Source organism: Lacticaseibacillus jixianensis (assembly GCF_003946485.1).
Lineage (GTDB): Bacteria > Bacillota > Bacilli > Lactobacillales > Lactobacillaceae > Lacticaseibacillus > Lacticaseibacillus jixianensis.
In genome coordinates this window covers 63,775-83,279 of sequence record NZ_RHOJ01000005.1, presented here as the reverse complement: position 1 = coordinate 83,279, position 19,505 = coordinate 63,775, and the positions used below count along the sequence as shown (strand labels likewise).

At 58.5% G+C, this 19,505-nt stretch carries 19 protein-coding genes and 1 riboswitch; of the genes, 4 read left to right on the top strand and 15 right to left on the bottom strand.

What is annotated here, in order from left to right:
* Nucleotides 1–3 precede the first annotated feature (3 nt).
* The 9 genes from EKM85_RS03760 to EKM85_RS03720 all read right to left on the bottom strand — a co-directional run bounded on the left by EKM85_RS03760 (nt 4) and on the right by EKM85_RS03720 (nt 9,168).
* Nucleotides 4–735, bottom strand: a complete 732-nt coding sequence (locus tag EKM85_RS03760; RefSeq protein ID WP_125584932.1) for a hypothetical protein — start codon at nt 733–735, stop codon at nt 4–6.
* Nucleotides 725–1,597, bottom strand: a complete 873-nt coding sequence (locus EKM85_RS03755) for an ATP-binding cassette domain-containing protein (RefSeq protein ID WP_125584931.1) — start codon at nt 1,595–1,597, stop codon at nt 725–727. Before EKM85_RS03755 ends, EKM85_RS03760 begins: the two co-directional genes overlap by 11 nt.
* The gene (locus EKM85_RS03750; protein ID WP_125584930.1) at nt 1,594–1,962 is read right to left on the bottom strand and encodes a GntR family transcriptional regulator; all 369 of its coding nucleotides are present in this window, start codon (nt 1,960–1,962) and stop codon (nt 1,594–1,596) included. The genes EKM85_RS03755 and EKM85_RS03750 overlap by 4 nt, the downstream gene beginning before the upstream one ends.
* A 424-nt stretch (nt 1,963–2,386) precedes the next feature.
* A complete protein-coding gene (locus EKM85_RS03745) occupies nt 2,387–3,760 on the bottom strand; it encodes an Nramp family divalent metal transporter (RefSeq protein WP_125584929.1) in 1,374 nt (457 codons plus the stop codon).
* Nucleotides 3,761–3,950: 190 nt separating this feature from the next.
* The gene (typA, locus tag EKM85_RS03740) at nt 3,951–5,801 is read right to left on the bottom strand and encodes a translational GTPase TypA (protein WP_125584928.1); all 1,851 of its coding nucleotides are present in this window, start codon (nt 5,799–5,801) and stop codon (nt 3,951–3,953) included.
* A 177-nt stretch (nt 5,802–5,978) separates the two neighbouring features.
* Complete coding sequence (locus EKM85_RS03735; protein ID WP_225418927.1) at nt 5,979–6,752, bottom strand: inositol monophosphatase family protein; 774 nt, start codon at nt 6,750–6,752, stop codon at nt 5,979–5,981.
* A complete protein-coding gene (locus EKM85_RS03730; protein ID WP_125584927.1) occupies nt 6,721–7,038 on the bottom strand; it encodes a UPF0223 family protein in 318 nt (105 codons plus the stop codon). The genes EKM85_RS03735 and EKM85_RS03730 overlap by 32 nt, the downstream gene beginning before the upstream one ends.
* A 3-nt stretch (nt 7,039–7,041) precedes the next feature.
* Nucleotides 7,042–7,929 carry a Rossmann-fold NAD(P)-binding domain-containing protein gene (locus tag EKM85_RS03725; protein WP_125584926.1) on the bottom strand — a complete coding sequence of 296 codons (888 nt, stop codon included), beginning with the start codon at nt 7,927–7,929 and terminating at the stop codon, nt 7,042–7,044.
* A gap of 423 nt (nt 7,930–8,352) precedes the next feature.
* A complete protein-coding gene (locus EKM85_RS03720; protein WP_125584925.1) occupies nt 8,353–9,168 on the bottom strand; it encodes a hypothetical protein in 816 nt (271 codons plus the stop codon).
* Nucleotides 9,169–9,406: 238 nt separating this feature from the next.
* Nucleotides 9,407–9,569, bottom strand: a riboswitch (M-box (ykoK) riboswitch).
* Between the two features lie 212 nt (nt 9,570–9,781).
* Between EKM85_RS03720 and def the strand changes: the two genes are divergently transcribed.
* Nucleotides 9,782–10,336 (top strand): peptide deformylase, encoded by a 555-nt coding sequence (def, locus tag EKM85_RS03715; protein ID WP_125584924.1) that lies wholly within the window; start codon nt 9,782–9,784, stop codon nt 10,334–10,336.
* A 248-nt stretch (nt 10,337–10,584) separates the two neighbouring features.
* Here the strand turns inward: def and EKM85_RS03710 are convergent, their stop codons facing one another.
* Both EKM85_RS03710 and EKM85_RS03705 read right to left on the bottom strand, forming a co-directional pair.
* Entirely contained in the window at nt 10,585–10,770 is a 186-nt protein-coding gene (locus tag EKM85_RS03710; protein ID WP_125584923.1) for a hypothetical protein, read from the bottom strand.
* A gap of 487 nt (nt 10,771–11,257) precedes the next feature.
* A complete protein-coding gene (locus EKM85_RS03705) occupies nt 11,258–11,704 on the bottom strand; it encodes a hypothetical protein (RefSeq protein ID WP_125584922.1) in 447 nt (148 codons plus the stop codon).
* 183 nt (nt 11,705–11,887) lie between these two features.
* Here EKM85_RS03705 and EKM85_RS03700 point away from each other — a divergent pair, with 183 nt between their 5' ends.
* Nucleotides 11,888–12,100, top strand: a complete 213-nt coding sequence (locus EKM85_RS03700; RefSeq protein ID WP_125584921.1) for an RNA polymerase epsilon subunit — start codon at nt 11,888–11,890, stop codon at nt 12,098–12,100.
* Nucleotide 12,101: 1 nt separating this feature from the next.
* Complete coding sequence (gene rnjA, locus EKM85_RS03695; RefSeq protein ID WP_125584920.1) at nt 12,102–13,784, top strand: ribonuclease J1; 1,683 nt, start codon at nt 12,102–12,104, stop codon at nt 13,782–13,784.
* A 20-nt stretch (nt 13,785–13,804) separates the two neighbouring features.
* Here the strand turns inward: rnjA and EKM85_RS03690 are convergent, their stop codons facing one another.
* Nucleotides 13,805–13,942, bottom strand: a complete 138-nt coding sequence (locus tag EKM85_RS03690; RefSeq protein ID WP_125584919.1) for a VanZ family protein — start codon at nt 13,940–13,942, stop codon at nt 13,805–13,807.
* An 89-nt stretch (nt 13,943–14,031) separates the two neighbouring features.
* On the opposite strand from EKM85_RS03690, the gene EKM85_RS03685 reads away from it, so the two are divergent.
* Nucleotides 14,032–14,988 (top strand): diacylglycerol/lipid kinase family protein, encoded by a 957-nt coding sequence (locus tag EKM85_RS03685; RefSeq protein WP_125584918.1) that lies wholly within the window; start codon nt 14,032–14,034, stop codon nt 14,986–14,988.
* A gap of 161 nt (nt 14,989–15,149) precedes the next feature.
* Here the strand turns inward: EKM85_RS03685 and EKM85_RS03680 are convergent, their stop codons facing one another.
* Genes EKM85_RS03680 through EKM85_RS03670 form a run of 3 tightly spaced genes read right to left on the bottom strand, consistent with a single transcriptional unit; the run spans nt 15,150 to nt 19,502 of the window.
* Entirely contained in the window at nt 15,150–16,367 is a 1,218-nt protein-coding gene (locus tag EKM85_RS03680; RefSeq protein ID WP_125584917.1) for a GNAT family N-acetyltransferase, read from the bottom strand.
* Nucleotides 16,368–16,384: 17 nt separating this feature from the next.
* On the bottom strand, nt 16,385–18,844 hold the full coding sequence (recD2, locus tag EKM85_RS03675; protein ID WP_125584916.1) for an SF1B family DNA helicase RecD2: 2,460 nt from the start codon (nt 18,842–18,844) through the stop codon (nt 16,385–16,387).
* Nucleotides 18,837–19,502, bottom strand: a complete 666-nt coding sequence (locus tag EKM85_RS03670) for a tetratricopeptide repeat protein (protein ID WP_125584915.1) — start codon at nt 19,500–19,502, stop codon at nt 18,837–18,839. Before EKM85_RS03670 ends, recD2 begins: the two co-directional genes overlap by 8 nt.
* Nucleotides 19,503–19,505: the final 3 nt, after the last annotated feature.

The window sequence follows — 19,505 nt, the reverse complement described above, 5'->3', positions numbered from 1 at the left end:
CTCCTAAACCCGATCGTTGAGCTCGGCGCGGCGGCCGAAACGCACCGCCAGAAAGCCAAAACCGAGCGTCAACACCGTGAAGATCAAGAGCAATATCTGCGGTTGGGGCGCCCGGTGCAGCGGCAACCCGACCAGCGCCAGCAGGAACTGCAGCATCCCAGAGTCGGTCACCAAGTGAGGTAGTGCCATCATCACTAACACCAGAGCCAACCCCGGCAGCACCATCAGCCCGTAAATACCAAACACCAGTGCAAATCTGACTTTGCCACTGAATGGCAGGCTCAAAAAGCCAAGGGCCGCGCCAATCGCTGCAAATGCCAAGTACGCCATGAACCGCAGCGCGACGCACCACAGGGTTCCCGCTGCGCCGGTCAGGTGGTAGACCGAAGCCAGAAAGCTGCCGGTGCCGGCAAGCACCGGCACCGCACTAACCGCAGTGACGAACCCGGCCATGAGCGCCGAACAGACGATCAACCCCACCGCAGCGGTTTGCAGAAACAGCTTGCGACTGACGCCGTTTTGAAACGCGGACCCGAGCGCCCAGGGGGTGGCAAAATAACCCAAAATTGCGGCCATGTACAGGCCGATAAACTCACTGGACCACCCATTGACCTCGGCGGTGCCACCGACCAAGCTCATCACAACAAAGATCAGCCCGCCGAACAAGCCGCCAACCATCACGATGGCCATCATCTGCAGCTGCACTCTCAACATCGCCCGAAATTTAGTCGTCATCTACGCCACCCCCATTGCGGGTCAGCTCCAGGTACATCTGCTGCAGGTCCATGCCGCCCACGGTGACGCCGGCCGGCACCGGCTTTTCCAGCGGTGCATCCAGTGTGTAAGCCGTCAGCATCCCGCCCAGCGGCACCTCACGCAGGACACAGGTGCCACCCAGCCATTCGTGGACCAGGGCGGTCGGTCCCGTGACAACGCGGCCCTTGGCGGTCAGCTCGGCGACATCTTCATCCAAGGTGATCGTCCCGCCATCGAGCACGAACACATGCGTGACCAGATTTTCGATCTCCTCGATCAGGTGGGACGCGATGATGAATGTCCGCGGCTTGTTGGCGAAGGTGTTGGCCAGCTCCTGGTAGAAAATCTCCCGGTTATTGGCGTCCAGACCCAGGACCGGCTCGTCCAGCATCACGAACTCACACGGCACGCACAGCGCGATGATCAGCTTGGCGATGGTGCGATACCCGGTCGACAGCTTGCGGAACCGCTGGTGGGGATCCAGCCCAAACGCCTTGGCCAGGTGAGCGGCCAGCGGGTCGTCAAAGGCGCCGTACATTTGCTTGGTCAGCGTGAACAGCTGCTCGATCCGGCTATCGCCTGGGTAGAGCATCGCGGCGCTCATCAGGAAAATACGATTTTGCGCGTCTGCGTTTTCGGTGACGCTTTTCCCGTCCAGCAGGACCTTGCCGGCGGTCGGGAACAGGCGGTTATTGACGATGTTCATCAGCGTGCTCTTGCCTGCGCCGTTGCGGCCAAGCAAGCCGTACAGCTGGCCGGGCTCCCAGGTCATGTTGACCCCTCGCAGCACCTTCTTGTTGCCAAAAGTGCGCGTCACTTGCTTAAATTCCAGCTTGCTCATTGCTCATACCCCTCTTCAATGGCGGCGACCAGCTCCGCCTTGCTGATATCTAACGCCTTGGCAGCTGCCACCAGCGCCGTGATCCGGTCCGCGTAGAAATCGTGCTTGCGCTTCTTCCTGAGCGTTTCCTGAGCGCCAGCAGTGACAAACATGCCGATGCCGCGCCGCTTTTCGATCAGTCCTGCCTCCACCAACACGTTCATCCCCTTCAGCACCGTTGCCGGATTAATTGCGTACGTCCTTGCCACCTCAGTCGTCGACGGGATCTGGGTGTCTTCGGGAAAAGCGCCACTGAGGATCCCGGCGGTAAACTGATCGGCGATCTGCTGATACAGCGGCACAATGCTGCTTGCATCGAATTTCATGGGCCGCCTCCTTTCGGTTGTTTGGTTAATTAATTGAGTAACTAACCTACGACGTCAAGATACCCCCCCAAACCACCGAAGTCAAGAGAATTTATTTATCTTCGTCAGCCTCAGGCGGCGACCCTTCGCACCATCTATTCGGGCGCCGGGTCGCCAACGCCCGAGCATTCAGCTACGCCCTTGGCCTCGCCGCCAAAGTACGGCGGCAATGCCAAGGGCTATGCTGACTGTCGGGCTAAGTGCGGCGACCCTTCGCACCATCTATTCGGGCTGCGGGTCGACAACGCCCGAGCGCTTAGCTACGCTCCGGTCCTCGCCGCCAAAGTACGGCGGCAATGCCCGAAGCTAGGCTAATCGTCGGGCTAGGTGCGTCGACCCTGTGCACCATCAAAAAAAGTCGCCCATTACCTGGACGACTGCTCGGTTAAAGTTTAATGCCGAAGGTCTGGAGAATTAGCCAGACGTTCAGGATGATCAGCACCACGGTGACAAACCAGGCCGCGTATTTGACCCAGGCGCGGTTCTTGAACTCGCCCATGAGCTCCTCGTTCGACGTATACATGACCAGCGGGATCACCGCGAACGGCAGCGCCACCGACAGGAACACCTGCGAGAACGTCAGCAGGCCTTCGATCTTGGCCTCGTTTCCCTTGTAGATAATGGCAAAAATCAGCACCGGCGTCACGGACAGCAGCCGCGTCAGCAGGCGCTGCGCCCACAGCGGCATCTTCAGCCGGATGAACCCTTCCATGATGATCTGCCCGGCCAGCGTGCCGGTGATGGTCGAACTCTGCCCGGAAGACAGCAGCGCGACCGCAAAGAGCATGGAAAGCACGGGACTGGCGATGGCCCCCACGACCTTGCTATCCTGCAGCGCGTTGAACAGATCAACGAAGCGGCCCAGGTCGGAATTGGTGCCGAAGAACAGCGCCGCCCCTAAGATTAACAGCAAAGAGTTCACGACGAACGCCAAGGTCAGTTGAATGTTGGAGTCGATCGTGGTGAACCGGATGGCCTTTTTGACCGCCTTGCGATCACTGCGGTCGACCGCCCGGGTCTGGGAGATCGAGGACCCAAGGTAAAGGTCATGGGGCATGACCGTCGCCCCGACGATCCCCAGCGCCAGGTACAGCTCCGAGCGGTTGGTCAGGATCGTTGGTGACGGCAGGTACCCCTGCAGCATCTGCCCGACGTTCGGCTCCGACAGCAGGACTTCGTAAGTAAAGACCAGTAAGATGACTGCAACCAGCACGGCCACGATGGCCTCAATTTTACGGAACCCGAGCCGCATGAGCAGCAACAGGATCAAGACGTCGGCGGAGGTGATCACGATGCCGACGATCAGTGGGATCTTGAAGAGCAGTTCCAGCGCGATCGCCGACCCAATGATCTCGGCCACGTCGGTCGCCATGATGGCCAGCTCGGTGATCACCCACAGCACGAAGCCGGTTTTCTTGCCGGTGCGCTCACGGGTCAACTGCGCCAGGTCCTTGCCGGTGACAATGCCTAGCCGCGCGGCCATGGCTTGCAGCAGCATCGCCGTCAGACTGGAGATCAGCACCACCGTCAGCAGCGTGTACTTGAACTGCGCGCCCCCGGCGATCGAGGTGATCCAGTTACCAGGATCCATGTACCCGACCGCGATGAGAATGCCCGGCCCGGTGTAGGTCAGCAATGTTTTCCAAAAACCCGCGTTCTGGGGGACTTCGATGCTGCCGTTGATCTCGTCCAGGCTCTTGGAACCAGCCTCTTCCTCGGCGAACATCACTTGGCGCTCCTTACGCGATGACTTAGGCATCACGCCACCTCCCTTTCATGATTCGCGAAAATATCTCTGAGTATATGGTAAATCTTCATATGTTAGTATAGCGATATTTTAGCCAACCCGAAAGCCCCTAATTCGGGCTGAAAAGACATTTTCCAGGACCGACGCAAAAAGAACCGCCACCACAATGATGTGGCGGCGGCTCTCAGTGTAACTAATCAAATTACTTTTTGTCGGTTGAGGCGATCTTCTTGCGCTTAGCGGCCTTTTGGCGTTCGCCAGTGTTCAAGATCTTTTTGCGCAGACGGACGCTTTGCGGCGTTACTTCGCAGAGCTCGTCGTCGTTCAGGAATTCGATCGACTCTTCAAGGCTCAGGTCCTTCGGCGTCTTGATGGCCGCGGCGTGGTCTTTCCCGGCCGCACGGGTGTTCGTCAGGTTCTTACCCTTCGTCGCGTTCACGGCGATGTCGGTTTCGCGGTTGTTCATGCCGACGATCATGCCTTCGTAAACTTCGGTCCCGGCGTCAATGAACAGCTGACCACGTTCCTCAATGCTCTGCAGGGAATAAGTCGTAGCGGTGCCGGCGTTGATGGAGACCAACGCACCGTTGACCCGGCCTGGCGTCCAGTTGCGAACGACCGGCATGTACTTCTCGAAGGTGTGGTTCATGATGCCGTAACCACCGGTAGAAGACAGGAATTCAGTGGAGTAGCCGATCAGGCCACGAGACGGGGTCAGGAAGACCAACCGGGTCTGGCCGTTGCCTTCGTCTGACATGTCCTGCATCTCACCCTTGCGCTGAGACATCGCATCGATCACGGTGCCGGTGTACTTGCTTGGGATGTCGATCTGGACTTCTTCAAACGGTTCCATGGTCTGGCCGTCAATTTCGCGGTAGATCACTTCCGGCCGGCCGAGTTGAAGCTCAAACCCGTCGCGCCGCATTTCCTCGACCAAGATGGACAGATGCAGCTCACCACGCCCGGAAACCATCCAAGCGCCGGCCTTGTCGGTGTCATCGACACGCAGGGAAACGTCGGTCTGAAGCTGCGCCTTCAGTCGGTCTTCCAGCTTGCGCGCGGTGACCTTATCGCCTTCGCGCCCAGCAAATGGTGAGTCATTTTGCATGAACATCATCTGCAAGGTAGGCGGATCGATGCGCAGGATCGGCAGGGCTTCTGGGTGGTCCGCGGCGGCAACGGTTTCGCCGACGTAGATGTCATCCATCCCGGAAACGGCGATCAGGTCACCGGACTTAGCGGACTGGATCTCTACGCGCTTAAGACCGAAGAACCCAAACATCTTGGTAACGCGGAAGTTCTTATTGGAGCCGTCAAGCTTCATGACCGTGACGTTGTCGCCAACCGCGATCGAGCCGCGGAACACGCGGCCGATCCCGATGCGGCCCACGTAGTCGTTATAGTCCAGCATGGAAACCTGGAACTGCAGCGGCTCGTCGGAAGTATCTTCCGGCGCCGGGATGGTCTTGAGGATCGTGTCGAACAGCGGCTTCATCGTGTGCGCCTGGTCGGCCGGGTCGTCAGAGTAGCTGGACGTCCCGTTCAAGGCAGAAGCATAAACGATTGGGAATTCCAGCTGGTCTTCGTCGGCACCCAGTTCGATGAACAATTCAAGGACTTCGTCGACGACTTCCGCCGGCCGGGCGCCTGGACGATCGATCTTGTTGATGACCACGATTGGGGTCAGGTGCTGTTCAAGCGCCTTTTTCAACACGAAACGGGTCTGGGGCATGGTGCCTTCGAACGCGTCAACGACAAGCAGGACGCCGTCGACCATCTTCATGATGCGTTCCACTTCACCACCGAAGTCCGCATGCCCTGGGGTGTCCACGATGTTGATGGTGGTATCCCCGTACTTAACGGCAGTGTTCTTCGACAGGATCGTGATCCCGCGTTCCTTTTCGATCGCGTTGGAATCAAGCGCGCGGTCCCCGATCTGCATGTGTTCTGGCAGCGTATCGGATTGTTTCAACATTTCGTTGACCAGGGTGGTCTTACCGTGGTCGACGTGGGCAATGATCGCAATGTTGCGAATATCGTCGCGAGTCTTCAAATTAATTAACTTCCTTTCAGAATGGCCTTGTGTGGCTGCAAAATGCCAACCAACTCGGCGCTGGTTCTGGCATAAAAAAACATGCCTCTTCTGAGACAGTCTTCGAAATAGAAGTATAGCACAAACGACGCCCTCCGGATAGCTTTTCTGAAAAGTCATCAGGATGACGTCTGAAAATCATTTGGCCTGCATCCGGGTGAGCAGTTCGGCGTGTGCTTGCGGCATCGCGGCTACCACCACCCCTGGCGCCAGCAGGTCGATGGGACCGCCGTCCGGCCGGGTGCACACAAGGCCAAAGCCGGCGCCGATCGCCATCCCCGCGGCGATGTCCCACGGCTGCAGGTAGGAGACGTACCCCACCAGCTGGCCCTGGACGATTGCCTTGAACTCCATGCCGGCTGAGCCCGAGATCCTGGCCCCAGAACTGGCCAAGGCGGCGTCGCCAAGGTGCAGATAATTGTGGATCGTCATGGGGCCGCTTGCCCCGAGCAGACCGTCCTTGAGCGGCGGGTCGGCCGGCGCAGGCAGCGGCTGGCCGTTCAGCCGGGCCGAGAGCGTGGGTCCGCCCGTGACCAACTCATTGCGCATCACATCCAAAATGGCGCCATATACCGGCTGACCATCTTCGTAGACCCCGAGCATAACGGCAAAGTGTGCGCGCTGCTTAACAAAGTTCATCGTGCCATCGATGGGGTCGACAAAAAAGACCAACCCGGACAAGTCATCGACGCGGGCTGCGGTGCCTTCCTCCCCTTCGATTTTGGCCTCGGGGTATGCGGCCCGGATCGCGGCGACCAGAAATTGCTGGTTGGCCGCATCGACGTTGGTCACCAGGTCATTGCGGCCGGTCTTGGTGTGAACCGAGACCGGGGCCGTCATGGCGGCGAGGATCTGCGTGCGACTGGCCGCTAGCCAGCCATCAACGTTTGCTGCGAGTGTCTTTAGGTCCACGGGGCTCCTCCTTCATGCGCACGCGCGTTGTTGATGCGCCCTGCGCTGTTTTCATCACGCGGTAAATGGAATAGCCTGACGCCTGCTCAAACGCGCGATCCAACTGGCGCTCAGTGCCCTTATCCGGAACGATCGCCTTAAAGGCCGCGTATGCCGCCTGCAGATTAGCGCGGTCCACGCCCTTTTCGTAGGCGTCTTCCACTAAGCTATACAGCGTGGTGACTTTGACCATCTCATCTTGCGACCAGTCTAGATCCAGTGGGTATTCGTAGTTTGGTTTTGCCATTGCTTAATTCTCTCCTGCCTCGATCGCGGTGATCTGTTCGCCAAGCGCCGAAAGCGCCGCGGTCAAACTCTGGCGCTCCGCCTCTGAGCCGCTGACGTTGGCGATCGCGCTCGCGCCGCGTCGATCGATTTGAACCGGCCGTGAGTAAACTACCGGCCGCTCCCCATTATCGTAGCGCACCGCCACGGGCGCAATCAAGGCGCTTCCGGCCACCGCCGCGACCAGGCGCTCCACCAAGCCGCTGAAGCTTTCCGCGTCCGCCGCCTGCGCAAACGCGGCGCAGGCCTCCTGCACCTGATGCATGATGCCCGCCGCATCCGGCACGTCCTGAAGCAGGCTCATGACCGCGGTTGCCCCGATGTAAGCGCGGCTCCAGAGCAATGTGTAGTCCGTTTGCGTGCCAATCACGTACGCCGTCACTGCCCCGGTCGGCACGTCAAAGGCCCGCGCCAGGGCATGTTCGAAGCACTTCGTCAGGCCCATCGTCCCCACCCCCAGGACCATTTCTGGCTTAAGGCCCGAGAAGCGCTGGGCAAAATAGGTACACAACTCGCTTTCGTGCGTGGCCACCAGCAGCTTGCCGGCAAAGCCGGCCGCCATGGCCGCCTTAAACAAGCGCCGCATCCCGGCCAAGTTAGCCTGCCGAATGTCCGCCAAGGACCCCTCGGCAAAATCGGTCAGCACCAGAATGTCGGCATCGGCCAACTGCTTGGGTGTCGCCTTTTGAAATGAGTTCTCGCTGACCGCAGCCAGCGCACTCAGCGCTGCCAGTCCGACCTTCTCCGGGGTCGGGGCGTCCACCAGGATCGTCAGCGCCAGCCGACTCTGCAGTAATTTTGCGACCACCACCTGCGTCGCCGTGCTCTCCCCACAAACCACAACTTTTTGCATATGTTTCTCCCCACTCTCTTAATGTCATATTAAACAATTGCGGCGCGGGATAACGATACAGTTTGGTGACAAAGCGTGGACAGCCGCACGTGGACACCGCCAAGCGGCCCGAAACAGCAAGTTGGGCTCCAGTCTGGCAACGGCCGAGCGCCCTGCTACGCCCGGCACTCCACCTGCGATGCAGGCAAAGCGCCGGCCCATGCTGGGCATCGGCCTAAGTTCGCCAGCCTTGCGCACCCTAACTGGGCTACGAGTCCGCAACGCGGGCGCATCTAACTACGCTGCAAGCCTCGCCGCCAAAGTACGGCGGCAATGCTCACAGCTAGGTTAGCTGTCCCGCTAAGTGCGCGGACTCTGCGCACCTTGGATAAAAAAAGCCGCGATGCGATAGGCATCACGACTAATAGTTGAAAGCAGCTGAAATTATATTGAGGGTCGGGGCGACGTGACAGGGTCCTGGTTATACCGGAACGCTGTTTCTTTGTCCGCACCAGCGTCGCTAAGGACGCCGGCCCCGATCTTAAGCGTCCGCGGCAGCCGCAAAGCGGCCGGACGCAGGTGCTTGACCTTCATGGAAACCTGGCCAGCGAGCTTCGCGCTGCCCATTGCGTGCTTGACGCGCCCGATCAGGCTGATCAGCCCGGTCGTCAGCAGCACGATCAGCGCCCGCAGTGGCAGCTCGCTTTTCACTGCGAACAGGTCGGCCGCCATGTGAGCGATGAAGCGGTCGTTGCCAACCGCGATCACCCGCGCCTGCGTGTCAGCCTGCAGACGGCTCCCCGCCAAGGCAATCCCCGCTGGCATCTGCTTGCCGGTCAGCTTTAAGATGACCTTGAGCCAGGTGCTTGGGACCGCCGCGGCATCAGTTTCAACATCCGCTGCCAGCAGCGTGCCCGCCGGGACCTTGACCAGGTCGCCGGCCACGAGGCCCGCAAGCGTGGTGCCCCGGATCAGCCCATCGCGAACGACCAACACGGTCCGATCGTGATTAAAGGCCGCAAGCCAGCGGCAAAAGCCGGCGTGCAACGCATACGCGCCAATGATCAGCAGCGCCGCCACCATCAGACCGATCCATGCCCGGTCGAATAATGCATCGCTCAGCAAGCCAAGGCTAGTGCTGAGCAGCACGATCGGCCGCACGGGAAAGACCGAACGGAGCGGAGCTGCTGAGGCGCGAAGGTTGAAGTGCATCTTGTTGACCTGAGTCGTGCTCAGGCCGGAATATTCTTGCATCAACATCGTGTTCTCCTCTCTTCCCAGAGAGGGCTTGCGATGCGCCGAATGACTTAAATTAAGTTAAGTGGTGGCACAATGACAAACCTTCCGGGATCCGCACTGTCCGGACTACCGCCACCATCAATCGCTGTTTGTTTCATTGCGCTCACCACCTTTCAGTTGTCTTTCCATTGTGCTTACGGTTTCCACCCGCATTTTTCTCTTGACCAGAAAAAAACGCACACCGATCGGGTCTGCGCGATTTGCATCCCAATCGTTCAGTTTTAGCACTATACGCCTAGAAAAAATCTTCAGCTACGTTAGCGCGGGCCTTTGTAGACAGGCGCAGTTGACTCATTGGCATCTCTGGATGTTTCTGAGCAGCAGCATTGTTCGTATAGGAGCCTCACCTAACGGAAAGCACCATATTTGGTTACAAGGTCATTTTACCGGGTCGAGGCCGTCCTGTCAACGTTGGCGGGCTTAGCAGCCGCCGGGTAAAAGCCCCACCGCAGTATCTCGCGGCTGTCCACTTACTTTTCAGCAAATCCAGGCGATCACCATAATGACGCGGTTTTGCTTGACCGCCACTTGTGCTAAAGTAAGTAGGAAATGATTTGAACTGGAGGGTTTACTCTTGTATCTTATGAAAGACATCACGCGCGACGGCGACCCGGTACTGCGGGCGCGCGCTAAGAAAGTCCAATTCCCGCTGTCCGAAGCGGACAAGCAGCTCGCTCACGACCTGATGGAATACCTAGTCGTTAGCCAAGACGAGGAAGAAAACAAAAAGTACCACCTGCGCCCCGGCGTTGGCCTGGCCGCGCCGCAAGTCGGCGTGTCCGAATGCATGGCCGCCGTCCTGGTCCCCGGCCCCGATGACAGCATCCTGCTGAAGGAGGTCCTGATCAACCCGGTGGTCATCTCTAACTCCGTTCAGGACGCGGCGCTCTCTGAGGGCGAAGGCTGCCTGTCCGTTGACCAGGACGTCGAGGGCTACGTGGTGCGCCACGATCGCATTACCGTGCGCTATCAGAACTTGGCGGGCGAGACGAAGAAGATTCGCCTGAAGAACTACCCGGCGATCGTTTGCCAGCACGAGATCGACCACCTCAACGGGATCCTGTTCTACGATCACATCAATAAGAAGACTCCGTTCAAGATGGACCCTGAAGGCATTTTGATCGACTAACTCAAGTTTGCAAGTTAACCTGACAACAAAACCCCGGCGCGCCGGGGTTTTTGCGTATCAGGGTAAACGTGCATGACTTCGGATCAGAACGCTTAGTCGCCGAACGCCAAGTCCCAGAAGAGGGTCTGTGTTCATGCATCAGGCCTGCCCCGACGGCTGGATTCCTAAGCCTCGAGGACCAATAGCGGAAGTGCTATTTTCAACGCTTCTGGTCAAACGCTATGCGCCAACTTGAGGGTGTACTTGGGCTACTTATATTTCAATGTTCCGATATACCAAGCTGCCAGGAGCAGAACTAGTCCCAGCAGCGCAACCAAGCCATCTTTTTTTAAATCAATCTTTTCCCCCGGCTGGTAGACCCGAGAATCGTAGGCAAGATAAACAACGTATCCCAACAAGGCAATTGCGAGCAACCTGCGCAACGCTTCTAACATCTTTAACTACCTATGCAACTGACAAGCGCAATGGCGCCGGGCATAAGCATTGAAACCATCAGCACAATCGGTTTTAAAAACAATGTTGTCTGGTGTTCCGGTCTAGTGACTGATAACAAGAACGCCACCTCCATACGTAAGGACGCTGTGTGATCACGTGCGAATGCAATCTCAGCCCATTGAAATTGTATGCGTATACGTTTATGGGGTCAACATTTTATATTACAATCATGCTTACGTGCTTAAGGCCAAGCCACACTACGGATCAACGTTAGTATCGGCGCAGTGTCAGCAGGTCAAAGAGGCTCCCCTTGGCCCCGGCCTGCCAGGCAAATCAACTCTTTGCTGCGCGATCGAGAGGGTGACGCGGCAACGAACAGCTAAAGCATGCTTGGACTGGCCAGTAAAAAAAGCTCGTCAACGAAAAATTCGATTGACGAGCTTGATTAATATCAACTCCAACAACGCTAAAACAGCTAACTACTGCCTATACGCGCTGCACATCCTGCAAGTACGCGATCGTCGGCGCATTGGCGACGTAAGCCACGTCGAAGTGGGTCCGGCCACCGCGCTCCCAAAAGTCGGTGATCATAAACGCCGGATACCGCGGATCAATGCTTTTGAGATGCTGCTGCTCCGCCGTATCCCGCAACTGATTTTGCAGCTGCTCTTGCGTGATCTTGATCTTAGGCGTCGCCGTTTCGTACTCAAAGCCCATGATGCCATGGCCCCAAACGTCCGCGACCGGCGTACTATTGAGCGGCTTATCGTACGGCCAGTGCAACACGGTCAGCGCCTCTTCCACGACCTGCTCGCACACCTGCTGGCTGTGGCGCATCAACAGCCGCAGCGCTTGGCGCCGGCGGGCGATCCGCCACCAGAGCACCGTGGCAGCAGCAACGCCAAGCGCCAACACGATCAGCAACCAGTACATAAGCCCGCCCCCTTTTAGCTCTATTATAGCCTATTCGGCCGCTCGCCGCTGCTGGCGGCTGGTGGCGCTAGCTGGCCAGTTATGCTAAACTATCTATAACTGTTGAGTTTTCAACATTTGACCGGCAAAATTTGCGAAGATCCTCGATGCGAGGTATTTTTCGCGTGCAAAGGAGTTTTTTCAATGATTTATAAAGTATTGTACCAAGCGGACAAGGTGCGTAACCCGCGGCGGGAAACCACCCAAACGCTATACACAGAGGCAGAATCTGCGGCCGCTGCCCGCGCCGCAGTCGAGCAGCACACGGACTACAACATTGAGCTTGTGCAGGAGCTCACTGGCAACTTCCTGGAGTACGAACAGAAGTCGCCGAACTACAAGCTGACGGAGTTCTAATATGAAACTGAATATTAAAGACGAAGAAGTCGCAGTCTTTGCCATTGGCGGGCTCGGTGAAATCGGGAAGAACATGTACGGCGTGCAGTACAAAGACGAGATTATCGTCATCGACGCCGGCATCAAGTTCCCCGAAGACGATCTGCTGGGAATTGACTACGTGATTTCTGATTACTCCTACCTCGTGGAGCATCAGGACATGATCAAGGCCCTGGTCATCACCCACGGCCACGAAGATCACATCGGCGGCATTCCCTACTTCCTGCGCGAAGTGCCGAACGTCCCGGTATATGCCCCACCGCTTGCTGCGGCTCTGATTCGCGGCAAGCTCGAGGAACACGGCCTGCTGCGGACCACCGAGCTGCACGAGCTTAAAGAAGAAGACGTCCTGAAGTTCAAGAACCTGTGGGTCGACTTCTTCCGGACCACCCACAGTATTCCAGACACCCTCGGGGTCGCTGTTCACACGCCTTATGGGGCCATTGTTGAAACCGGGGACTACAAGTTTGACTTGACCCCCGTTGGCGACCAGCCGGCACCTAACCTGCAGCGCATGGCCAAGCTTGGCGCAGATGGGGTCCTGCTCCTGATGAGCGACTCGACCAACGCCGAGATCCCGAACTTCACCAAGTCCGAACGCTTCGTTGGCCGCTCGATCCGCCACATTTTCGACGGCATTCAGGGCCGCATCATCTTCGCCACCTTCGCGTCCAACATCTCGCGGATGGCCCAGGCGATTTCGGCGGCGCGCGAACACGGCCGCAAGATCGCCGTGTTTGGCCGCTCGATGGAAACCGCCATGGTCAACGGCCGCGAACTCGGCTACCTTGACGTCAAGGATGAGGAACTGATCGACCCGCACGAGCTGAACAAGATGCCGGCCGACAAGGTCATGATTCTCTGCACCGGCTCGCAAGGTGAACCGATGGCTGCCCTTTCGCGCATTGCCAACGGCACTCACCGGCAGATCTCGATCCAGCCGGGCGACACCGTGGTCTTCTCCTCCAACCCGATCCCTGGCAACACGGTTTCCGTGAACCACGTGATCAACGAGCTGGAAGAGGCCGGCGCCACCGTCATTCACGGCAAGGTCAACAACGTCCACACGTCCGGCCACGGCGGCCAAGAAGAGCAAAAGCTCATGCTCCGGCTGATGAAACCGAAGTTCTTCATGCCGATCCATGGTGAATACCGGATGCTGAAGATCCACACCGAGCTGGCGCAAGAATGCCACGTTCCGGCCGACCATTGCTTCATCATGGACAACGGTGACGTGCTTGCACTGACCGCGGACACCTGCCACCTGTCAGGCCACTTCCCGGCCGGCGACGTCTACGTTGACGGCAATGGCGTGGGCGACATCGGCAACGCCGTGATCCGCGATCGCCGAATGCTTTCCGAAGAAGGCTTGGTCGTGGTCGTGGCCACCATCAACATGCAAAAGCAGGCCGTTTTTGCCGGTCCTGACCTGCTCTCGCGCGGGTTCATCTACATGCGCGAATCCGGCGAGCTGATCAACCAAGCGCAGCACCGGGTTTACCGCACCATTAAGAACACCTTCAAGCAGAACGAAAAGGTGACCGAAGGCATGCTCAAGGATGCCATCACGTCCAACCTGCAGGAATTCCTGTTCGACAAGACGGAACGGCATCCGGTGATCCTGCCAATGCTGATCACCCTGTAACAGCAAAAATGATCCTCGGCTCACCGCTGAGGATCATTTTTTTGATGGCGAACCATGACCGGCACGAGGGCCACGCCCAACCCGCCACCAAGCACGTTGAGCACCAAATCATTGACGTCAAAGACGCGGCGCCACCGGCCGGCTTGATTGAAGCGCATAAATATTCATCGTGTACCACCGAACTTATTGTGTTAATCATTGCTGGCCGGTATAATCGGTATTAGTGATTTTTGAAGGAGGCGCAGGCATGGCGGCTGCATTTTACTACATCATATTCAATCCCGCGGCAGGCTCTGGTAACGCGGTGGCCACGCTTAAGGCCGTTCGCCAGGTCATGAACGAACGCGGGATCGAATATGAGGTTCGGGTCAGCCGCTATTCCGGCCACACGGTGCAACTGGCCAAGCAGATCGGCAGCTTCAACGACCATGAGGGCGCCGTTGCCCTGGTCATCGGCGGCGATGGCACCTTGAACCAGACCATCTGCGGCCTGCGCATGACCCGGCAGGCGGACATGCCGGTGGGCTACATTCCTGCGGGCTCGGGCAATGATTTTGCCCGCGGCATCGGCCTACCGGAAGACCCGCTGGCCGCGCTCGATTGCGTCCTCAGCGCCGAAGCGCCGCTGGTGCTCGACATCGGCGAGTACTCAGAGCACACCCACCAAGAAACGGGCTACTTCGTGAACAACATTGGCGTCGGCTTTGATGCCGAGGTGGTCGCCCGCAACTCTCACAGTCGGACCAAGGAGCTACTTAACCGGGTCCACCTGGGCAAGCTTTCCTACCTGGTGACGGGCGTAGCCGTCTTTTTCTCTAAAAAGCCTTTCACCGTCATGGTGTACGACCAAAGCGGTAAGCTGGAGATCATTCCGCGCGCCTTCTTGGTGGACGCGACCAATCACCCCTACTTTGGCGGCGGCATCCGCTTCCTGCCCGGGGCGGTGCCAACCGATGGGGAGCTCGACTTGGTCGTGGTGGAGCATCCGAACTGGGTGGTCTTCCTGTTCTACCTGGTCCAGATGATCCGCGGGAGGGCCCACCAGTACCCCAACGTTCATTACTTCAAGGGCAAGCACCTCCGGCTTGAGACCAGCGAGCTGGAACCCGGGCAGATGGACGGCGAAGAAATGGGCACGCGGCCGTTCGAGCTCGAGTTCACGGTCGCCCAGCAAAACTTTTGGTTCAACTTACCAAGCAATTAATCCGCTAGCGGCGTGAGACAATTAGTAAACCAGGCGGTCGTTTTCAGAGCCAAACCGAGCCCCACACTTAATGCCAATGAGCCAGTAAAAAACCGAAGCAGCCAGCAGGCCGCTTCGGTTTTTACGTGATGAAGAGGATGAAGCCTCATGCTGAGTCCGGGTCAGAAGTAATCTGAGAAGTACGGCTCATCATTGGGAATGATCCGCTCAAGTAGCTTGACCGCGGCTGGCGTGGCTCTGAGCCGCTCAATTTTAGCCAGATACGACGGCCGCCGGTAACTCATCAGCATCGTCGTCAGCGTCTGGATGTCCAGTGTGACCGCATCGCCCACCGGCCGGTCTGTCACATGCAGCCGCCCCTTTTCGTCCCACCAAAGGCCAAACACACCGTTATTCCAGTCCGCTAGCGGATCAGTCACCACAAAATGAACCGGCTGGTCGGGCTGCTCGAACGGATAGGCCTTCAGGAACTCGGCCACGTCCACGATGCGCGCCATGAAGTACGGATGGATCGTCTGGGCAATGTCACCGTCATCGAGCAGGAAGTGCAGGGGTTCGTTCTTGTAGATGTCGCCCTTCACGTGCTCGACCATCGAGAAGTGGGCCGCAATGAAGTTCCACAGCCCGATGCGAGCCTCCTGGGTGTTATAAACCATTTCCTTAATGTGGAAGACCTCGTCGGCGATCCAATACAGCACGTAGCCCTGCGGAATGTCGTCATCGTCGTAGTAAACACCGGCGATCCGCTCATCCTCGTCCTCCCAGCGCCAGTACTCGTCCCAGTTGAGCTGGTTGCGGATCATGGCACCGTGGTTGTGCAGCGCAAAGCGGTTGTAGATCTCGATCACGTCGGGGTCGTCGATCTCGAGCCGCTCGACGTGCCCCGGCAGCGAGTTGTCGACTTTCGGCAGCTGCGTGTCCTTCACGTCAAAGGTCAGGTGGTCGGACATGATCTCCCAGCCCTTTTTCCGGTAGAAGGGAATGCTGTAAGGGAAAAGGTACGAGATCCACTGCTTGTGCGCGCGCATGTGGGACAGCCCGATCTTGACCAGGTCATGCATGAGCCCGTGGCCAGCGTACTCAGGGTACGTGCCGACCCCCGTCAGTCCGGCCATGTCATAAAGGCGACCGTGAATATTAACGCGGCACGGATAGATCGCCAGCTGGGAAATCAGCTCGGCGCCTTGCCACCAGCCGATGACGTCGGATTTTTCCAGCACCGGGCGCTTGGCCCGCTCTAGTTCGCCATCCTCGTAGCCGGACTCTTCCATTTCCTTCGCGGTGACCTGAAACACATAGGCTAATAAATCGTTGAACTGCTCAAGGTTGGCCGGGGTGACCGGCCGGATCTCAAGCGAATCGCGGATGTCGTCTGCCATAAACACTCCTTAGTGGCTTATTCAGCCTGCTGCAGGGCCAAGAGCTTTGCCGGCGTCAACCCGTTCAACCCGATCCGCGGGTCGATGGTCTGCGCCAAGATGTTTGCCTTGGTCAAGCGGTATTCTTTGGTTTGATCAATTACATTCTTATTTTCATTATCCGAATCGACTGCGGCCGTGTCAACCGGCGCCGCGGCCGCCCGCTGCTTGGCGTCCGGCCGGGCAAAAATGTCGGGCTGATCCGCCGGCATGACCTTGGTCAACCGTTCGATCAGCGCCGTTTGCCGGTTGTCCGCCACTGCCTCGACCGCGGTCTCAAAGGCGCGCGGGTCGCCCATCAGGATCAGAAAATCCCGCGCCCGGGTGACCGCGGTGTAAAGCAGATTGCGCCGCAGCATCCGCCGCGCCCCCAGGGTCAGCGGCAAAACGACCACCGGAAACTCTGAGCCTTGGGCCTTGTGGATCGAGGTCGCGTAGGCCAGGGTGATCTTACTCCAGTCGCTGCGTTGGTACTGCAGCTCGTTGCCGTCAAAGTCGATCGTCAGCTCGTCTGTTTTACTCTCTGCCTCTTTCGCCGCCGTGATCCCCGTGATGACGCCCAGCTCACCGTTAAACACATTGGCGTCGGGGTTGTTCACGAGCTGGAGGACCTTATCGCCGATGCGGTACTTGACCGGGCCGAACTCGACCTCCTTGGTCCGCGCAGTTTTGCGCGGATTTAAAATGTCCTGGATCAGCGGATTGAGCTGGTCGATCCCCGCTGGCCCCCGGTACATGGGTGCCAAGACCTGCACGTCGGCCTGGTCGAATTGGGTCGCAGCCTTGGCCACGACCTGCCCAACGACGCGCGCAAGCTGCTCCGGCGGGCAGAGGATAAAGGAGCGGTCCTTGCGGCTCTGGCGCCAGTCCGGTGGCAGCTTCCCGGCGTTGATGGCATGCGCCAGCGGGATGATCGAGGATTCCTCGTCTTGCCGATGGATGATCTTCAGTTCCATTGCCGGCAGCGTCCGGCTGCGGAGCAGGTCCGCAAAGACCTGCCCGGGGCCCACGGAAGGCAGTTGGTCCTTATCCCCGACCAAGATGATCTTGATCCCCGGGTGAAGCGCCGCCAGCAGCGTCCGAAAGAGGTAGGTGTCCACCATGGACATCTCATCGACCACCAGGAGGCCGTCGGGCAAGTCCTTGGGCTCGTATTCCTGGGCGTCAACGGCCAGGCCAAGCAGGCGGTGGATCGTGGAGGCCGGCAAGCCCGTGGTTTCCATGATCCGCTTGGCGGCGCGCCCGGTCGGGGCCGCCAGCATCAGCGGAAAGGGCTCGTCTTTGTAATCGTTGAGATCGAGGCTCAGGCCATTGAGTGCGGCGTAAGCCCGGACAATGCCGTTCACCACGGTGGTTTTCCCCGTCCCGGGGCCGCCAGTCAGCAGGAAAATCTCGTGCTGCAGGGCGCTTTGGATCGCCGCCTTTTGGGTGTCGTCGTAGCGGATGCCCGCACTTTTTTCAACGTTTTTGATCAGCTTCGCCACCGCCTGATCGCTTGGCGGATCAGCCAGCGGCTCCTGCAGCGTCGCCAGGCGGGTCGCGATCTCCCCTTCGGCATCGTAAAGACGCCGCGGGAAAATTCGCTGGCCGTCAGCGTAGAGCTCGCCCTTTTCGGTCAGTGCCAGAATCGCCTTGCCCACCTGGTTGGGGTCCACCTCGACGTTGCGCGCCCCTTCGAGGATGCCGACGGCCGCGTTGACCAGCGCCGGCAGCATCACGTACGTGTCGCCTTCACCGTCGGTCAGCCGCTGCAGCTCCGCAAGCACCGCTCCCCCCAGCCGGATCTGCGCGTCGGGCTTAATGTTAAGCTTGGCGGCAATGGCGTCGGCCCGCTTAAAGCCAATGCCATCGATGTCGGCGATCAGCTGGTACGGATTCTCCTCGATGACGTCCAGCGCATCCGTTTTATACTTCTGGTAGATCTTGGCGGCCATGTTCGCGCTGAAGCCAAAGTCATTGAGCCCAATGATGACCTGCTCCATGCCCAAGTTGAGCTGCAGGTTATCAACCAAAGTCGCCCGCTTCTCTGCATTTAGCCCGAGCGGCTTGAGCACGTTCTCGTCCTTAAGGATCTTGTCGATAGCTTTTACGCCTAACGCGTCGACGATCTTCTGCGCGGTGATCGTCCCGATCCCGGGAAAGCGGTCGGAGGCCAAGTAGTTGACCAGGCCTTGCTTTGAGGTGGGCTTATCGATCTGGTAATTGTCTGCAGCAAACTGCAGGCCGTAGCGCGGGTGGTTAACCACTTTGCCCACGAAACTGTAAGTCTCGTCTTCCTTGATGTCACCAAAATTCCCGGTGACGGTAATTTCGTCATCGGGCCATTGAATATTGGTTTTGGTGATCGTCACCGCAATGATCTTGAAAAACGTCGTTGGGCTTTGAAAAATGATGCTTTTGACGCGCCCGCTTACGCTTTGCTGGGCGTCCTCATTCATCGCCCTCACCCTGCACTTTCAAGAAGCCGGCAATGTCGCGCACCTTCCCCGCCTGTTGGGCATAGCCGTGGGGGTCCAGCCGCTTGGCCGCGGCCAGGTACCCACTGCCGTCTTGCCCCTGCCCGGCCAGCGCCATGCCGTAAGTAAACAGGACCTGGGCGTTGTTGATCTGTAAAAATGGCTTGAGGAGATCAGCCGCGTTTTTGAACGCCCCCAGCCCCAACAGCAGCTCGGCGGCAAGCAGCGCGGCGTCTACTTTCTCTGGGGCCGCCTCGTGCGCCGTCAGCGCAAAGGCCAGCGCCTTTTGCACCTGGCCGCCCTGCTGGTAGCTGAGCGCCAGCATGTACTGGGCGTCCTGCTTCAGGCTGCCCTTCTTCGCGGTTGCCAGCTGCTGAAAATACTTGGTTGCAAGCGTGGTGTTGCCCTGACTAAACGCGAGCAGTCCCGCATCGTACGTCAACTCGGCGTCGCCCGGAAACAGCCCAAGCGCCTTCACGATCAGCTGACTGGCCTCGTCAAACGCGTGGATGCCAATCAGCATCGTGGCCAGGACCGCGTACCGCTTCGGATCCGTCGGCTTTTCGTCGATTTGTTTAACGGCCGCTTGAATTGCCGCGTCGTGGTCGCCTTTATTGAATTGATCGATCAATGACGCCATGAG